The organism is uncultured Anaerotruncus sp. (assembly GCF_902490045.1).
Taxonomy (GTDB): domain Bacteria; phylum Bacillota; class Clostridia; order Oscillospirales; family Ruminococcaceae; genus Anaerotruncus.
Map to the genome: position 1 here is coordinate 1 of NZ_CABUCJ010000150.1, position 5,098 is coordinate 5,098.

Sequence of the window (5,098 nt, forward strand, 5' to 3'; positions counted from 1 at the left end):
CTCCCGCGCCTTCTGGAGCCGCTGGCGCTCCGCCTCGACGACGTTCGCCGGGGCCTTGGCGACAAAGCCGGCATTTTGCAGCTTGCCCGAGAGGGCCGCGATGTCCTTTTCGCAGGCGGCCTTCTCCTTCCCGAGGCGCGCGAGCTCCTTCTCACGGTCGACGAGCTCGTCCATCGGGATGAAGATGCGCGCCGCCTCGGTGACGACCTGCACCGCGCCCTCGGGCGCGAACCGCTCCCCAATCTCCACGTCGGAGGCGAAGGCCAGCCGCCGGAAGAAGGGGACGCCCTGCCGGAAGACCTCCGCCTCGCCGGTGGCGATATAGAGGTGGGTCTTCTTGGAGGGGGGCACGTTCATCTCGCCGCGGCGGACGCGGATGGCGCGGATTGCCTGCATGACCTTTTCAAAGTCGCGCTCGTCGGAGGCGAAGTTGAGCGCCTCGTCGCAGACCGGCCAGTCGGAGACCATGAGGCTCTCCCCCTCGTGGGGCAGCGCCTGCCAGATTTCCTCGGTGATGAAGGGCATGAAGGGGTGCAGCAGCTTGAGGGTGCCCCCCAGGACATACACCAGCACCCGCTGCGCCGCGAGGGAGGCCTCCCCGCCCTCCTGGAGGCGGGATTTGCAGAGTTCGATATACCAGTCGCAGAGCACGTCCCAGATGAAGTCGTAGAGCTTCTGCACCGCGAGGCCCAGCTCGAACTTTTCGAGGTTTTCGGTGACCTCGCGCACGAGCGCGTTATATTTGGTGAGAATCCACTTGTCCTCGACGGCGAGCGTCCCGGGCAGCGAAACGTCCGTCAGCCCGTCGGAGAGGTTCATCAGCACGAACCGGCTCGCGTTCCACACCTTGTTGGCGAAGTTGCGGGAGGCGTTCACCTTCTCGTCCGAGAAGCGCATGTCGTTGCCGGGGGCGTTTCCGGTGGCGAGGGTGAAGCGCAGCGCGTCCGCGCCGTATTTGTCGATGACCTCCAGCGGGTCGATACCGTTGCCGAGGGATTTGCTCATCTTGCGGCCCTGCGCGTCGCGCACGAGCCCGTGGATGAGCACCGTGTCGAAGGGCACCTCCCCCATGTGCTCCAGCCCCGAGAAGATCATCCGCGCCACCCAGAAGAAGATGATGTCGTAGCCGGTGACGAGGGTGTTGGTCGGGTAGAAGTATTTGAGCTCGGGCGTCTCGTCCGGCCAGCCGAGGGTGGAAAAGGGCCACAGCGCGGAGGAGAACCAGGTGTCGAGGGTGTCGGGGTCCTGCTCCAGACGCTTTCCGCCGCAGTTGGGGCAGGCGTCCGGGTCCTCCCTGGAGACGACCATTTCGCCGCAGTCGGGGCAGTACCAGGCGGGGATCCGGTGGCCCCACCAGAGCTGGCGGGAGATGCACCAGTCCTTGATGTTTTCCAGCCAGTTGAAGTAGATCTTGTCGAACCGCTCGGGCACGAATTTGGTGTCGCCCCTGCGCACCGCCTCGATGGCAGGCTTGGCGAGCGGCTCCATCTTGACGAACCACTGCTTGGAGACGCGCGGCTCGATGGCGCTGCCGCAGCGGTAGCAGCCGCCGACGTTGTGCTTGTAGGGCTCGACGGACTTGAGGAAGCCGCCCGCTTCGAGGTCCGCGACGATCGCCCTGCGGCACTCCTCGCGGGTCATGCCCTCGTATCTGCCGCCGTTTTCGTTGATGGTGGCGTCGTCGTTCATGACGTTCACGACGGGCAGGTCGTGGCGCAGGCCGACCTCGAAGTCATTGGGGTCGTGCGCCGGGGTGATCTTCACGACGCCGGTGCCGAAGTCCATCTCGACGTATTCGTCGGCGATGATCGGGATCTCCCTGCCCACGATCGGCAGGAGCACCTTTTTGCCCACGAGGCGTTTGTATCGCTCGTCGTCCGGATGCACCGCGACGGCGGTGTCGCCGAGCAGCGTCTCGGGGCGGGTGGTCGTGATCTCGAGCACCTCGTCGGTGCCCACGATCGGGTAATTGATGTGCCAGAAGAAGCCGTCCTTCTCGTCGTACTCCACCTCGATGTCCGAGATGGTGGACTTGCAGTGGGGGCACCAGTTGATGATCCGCTCGCCGCGGTAGATAAGCCCCTTCTCGTAGAGGTTGACGAACACCTCGCGGACCGCCCGGCTGCACCCCTCGTCGAGGGTGAAGCGTTCCCGCTCCCAGTCGCAGGAGGAGCCGAGCTTTTTGAGCTGGTTGATGATGCGGCCGCCGTATTCCTTCCGCCACGCCCACGCGCGCTCCAGAAAGCCGTCACGGCCGATCTCCTCCTTGGTAACGCCCTCCTTGCGCATCGCTTCGACGATCTTCGCCTCGGTGGCGATCGACGCATGGTCGGTGCCGGGCATCCAGAGCGTCTCGTAGCCCTGCATCCGCCGCCAGCGGATGAGGATGTCCTGGAGGGTGTTGTCAAGGGCATGTCCCATGTGGAGCTGCCCGGTGATGTTCGGCGGGGGGATGACGATGGTGTAGGGCTTCTTTTCGGGGTTGGGCTCGGCGTGGAAGTACCGGCCCTCCTCCCAGAAGCGGTAGGTTTTATCCTCAACCTGCTTGGGGTCGTAAACCTTTTCCAGCTGTTTCGGCATGTCTGTTCCTCCAATGGCCTCTTTCGGCAATTTACAATACTCTATATTATAATAAAGTTCCCGCCCAATTACAAGCGGGGCCGCCGGAAAATCTGCCTTTTCCGCGGATTCGGCGGCAGCGCCGCAGCCGCGCCAAAAGGCGGCGGGGGCTTTTCCCCCGCCGCCCGGCAGTTTCTATCCCTCCGGAAAGCTGTCCACGACGCCCTCGCACACCCGCCGCAGCTCGGTCGCCGCGCCCGCCAGCGCGAGCGTGAGCGCAAGCGCACGCTCCCGGCCGTCAAGCCCAGGCGCGTCCGAAAGCTCCTCCCGCAGCAGCGCCTCGAGCTTCGGGCGCAGGCGGTTTTTGAGCGCGAGCGCCTCCCCGTAGGCCCGCTCGAAGCCGCACGGCGTCCCCTCACCCGCCACCAACTTTTTGATGTCGGAAAGCGCGAGCTGCTGCTTGAGTACGAGGATGCAGAGCAGCTGCATCACCTGCTCGCGGGAATATTTTTTGCCCTTGACGGGCATAATAAGATGCTCCTTGGAATAGTTGTTGACCATCGTCCTGGTCAGGAGCTTGTCCCCCGCGGAGCGCTTGTTGCCCGCGAGCCCCTCGTCCACCAGCGTCAGGATCTGGTCCATGTAGAGGTCGATGCGCGGCACGTCCGCGGCGGAGAGGTCGGCGTCCGCAAAGGCGGCGGACAGGATTTCATCAAAGGTTTTCATTATCTTCCCTCCCGGCGGGCATTTTCTGTCCTCAATTCTACATGATTTTGTAAACTTTTTCAAGATGCAGTTGTATTTTCTTTAAGTTGTGATATGATAGTTATATTACATAGTTTTTAAAACTATATTATGTTATAGCGAGGTGCAGAATATGCCGCGGATTTTCCTGAAAGCGCGCGACCCCATCAGCAGCTACACCCATTTCATCGGGGCGTGGCTGTCCGCGATCGGCCTGATCGTGATGGGGGTCCACCTTGCGGTGAAGCCGGGGGTCACGGCGGTCACCGCCGTCTCCTGCATCCTCTTCTGCCTGTCGCTCGTCGCGCTCTACTGCGCGAGCAGCATCTACCACTTCACCAACGCCGCGGCGAAAATCCAGACCGCGCTGCGCAAGCTCGACCACGCGATGATCTATGTGCTCATCGCCGGGACCTATACGCCGCTGCTGCTCACCCTGCTGCCCCGCCCGAACAACCTCGTCTTCACCGCCGCCATATGGGCGGTCGCCGCCGCGGGCATCCTGATGAAGATGTTTTGGCTGGGCGCACCCCGCTGGCTGAGCACCACCCTCTACATCCTGATGGGCTGGGCGATCGCCGTCGACCTGCCCGCGCTCGGCGCGCTGCCCCTGCCGGGGATCGTGCTGCTCGCGGCGGGCGGGATCGCCTACACCGCCGGCGGCGTCATCTACATGGTCAAGCGCCCCAACCTCTCCGAACGGTTCGGGTTCCATGAAATTTTCCATCTCTTCGTCATAGCCGGCAGCGTCTGCCACTACCTGATGGTTCTCTTGTACATCGTCTGAAGCCCTTACCGCTTCTCCTCAAGCAAGCCTCCCGCCGCATATTTTGCGGCGGGAGGCTTGCTTTCCCTCCGGCGGGATGGTATCCTTTTCCCATGGGGATGAAAGGGGGACGGCGGCATGAAGAAACGGTCGGGCACGGGCGTCATCTGGGCCGCCGCGGGACTTCTCGCGGCCGCGCTCGTCTGCTATAACATCGCCACCGCGCCGCCCCGGATTCCCGCCAGCATCGTCTTTTCTCCCGCGCCCGTTTTAAACCCCTATCCCGAGCTGGAGGGGGTGGTCGTCCACATCAACCGGGCGACCGAGGAGGAGCTTCGGCAGCTCCCCGGCATCGGCCCGGAAAAGGCCGGGGCGATCCGCGCCTACATCCGCGACTATGGGGCGCTCGGCTCCCCCGAGCAGCTCCTCGAGATCAGCGGCATCGGGGAAAAGACGCTCGAACAGATTTCCCCCTACCTGGCGTTCGACTGAAACACCGCCCGGCCCGGAAAAAAACGGACGCGGCAGAAGCCGCGCCCGCTTGGTTCAAATCCGTCTTGGGTCCTCCGGCGCGGGCGGCTCGGGAGCGCCCTCCGCCTGGGAAACCGCCTGGTTGATGAACGCGCTGGTGATTTCCGCGTTCGGGTCGACCTGTGCGAAGTGGTCGTGCCGGGTCCGGGATTTCTTTCGTTCGGGATGGATCAGCCGGTTTTTTTCGAGCATGGCGCTCACCTCCTGCCGATAGTTTTTGCAGGGCGGGCGGGATTATGCGGGGGCGATTTTTTGTAAAAATCGGTTGACATTTCGGGACAGGCAGTGTATAATAATCTACGTCGCTTGTTGGACGTTCAGTCGCCAAAGGCAAATGTGGGAGCTTAGCTCAGCTGGGAGAGCATCTGCCTTACAAGCAGAGGGTCACAGGTTCGAGCCCTGTAGTTCCCACCAGTTGTATGGCCCGGTAGTTCAGTTGGTTAGAACGCTAGCCTGTCACGCTAGAGGTCGTGGGTTCGAGCCCCATCCGGGTCGCCA

At 63.0% G+C, this 5,098-nt stretch carries 5 protein-coding genes and 2 tRNA genes; 4 read left to right on the forward strand and 3 right to left on the reverse strand.

Translation table 11 applies throughout. From position 1 onward, the window contains the following. Both RDM88_RS11680 and RDM88_RS11685 read right to left on the reverse strand, forming a co-directional pair. A partial coding sequence (locus RDM88_RS11680) for a valine--tRNA ligase (protein ID WP_308755006.1) occupies positions 1 to 2,580 on the reverse strand: 2,580 nt, incomplete at its 3' end. 174 nt (positions 2,581 to 2,754) lie between these two features. Then, positions 2,755 to 3,285, reverse strand: a complete 531-nt coding sequence (locus RDM88_RS11685) for a DUF1836 domain-containing protein (RefSeq protein WP_308755007.1) — start codon at positions 3,283 to 3,285, stop codon at positions 2,755 to 2,757. Positions 3,286 to 3,436: 151 nt separating this feature from the next. Between RDM88_RS11685 and RDM88_RS11690 the strand changes: the two genes are divergently transcribed. Beyond that, on the forward strand, positions 3,437 to 4,090 hold the full coding sequence (locus tag RDM88_RS11690; protein ID WP_308755008.1) for a hemolysin III family protein: 654 nt from the start codon (positions 3,437 to 3,439) through the stop codon (positions 4,088 to 4,090). 117 nt (positions 4,091 to 4,207) lie between these two features. Beyond that, positions 4,208 to 4,561 carry a helix-hairpin-helix domain-containing protein gene (locus RDM88_RS11695; RefSeq protein ID WP_308755009.1) on the forward strand — a complete coding sequence of 118 codons (354 nt, stop codon included), beginning with the start codon at positions 4,208 to 4,210 and terminating at the stop codon, positions 4,559 to 4,561. 54 nt (positions 4,562 to 4,615) lie between these two features. On the opposite strand, the gene RDM88_RS11700 is transcribed toward RDM88_RS11695, so the two are convergent. After that, entirely contained in the window at positions 4,616 to 4,792 is a 177-nt protein-coding gene (locus tag RDM88_RS11700) for a hypothetical protein (protein WP_308755010.1), read from the reverse strand. Between the two features lie 146 nt (positions 4,793 to 4,938). Here RDM88_RS11700 and RDM88_RS11705 point away from each other — a divergent pair. Further along, positions 4,939 to 5,014: transfer RNA gene (locus RDM88_RS11705), tRNA-Val, on the forward strand. 7 nt (positions 5,015 to 5,021) lie between these two features. Beyond that, positions 5,022 to 5,098, forward strand: a tRNA-Asp gene (locus RDM88_RS11710).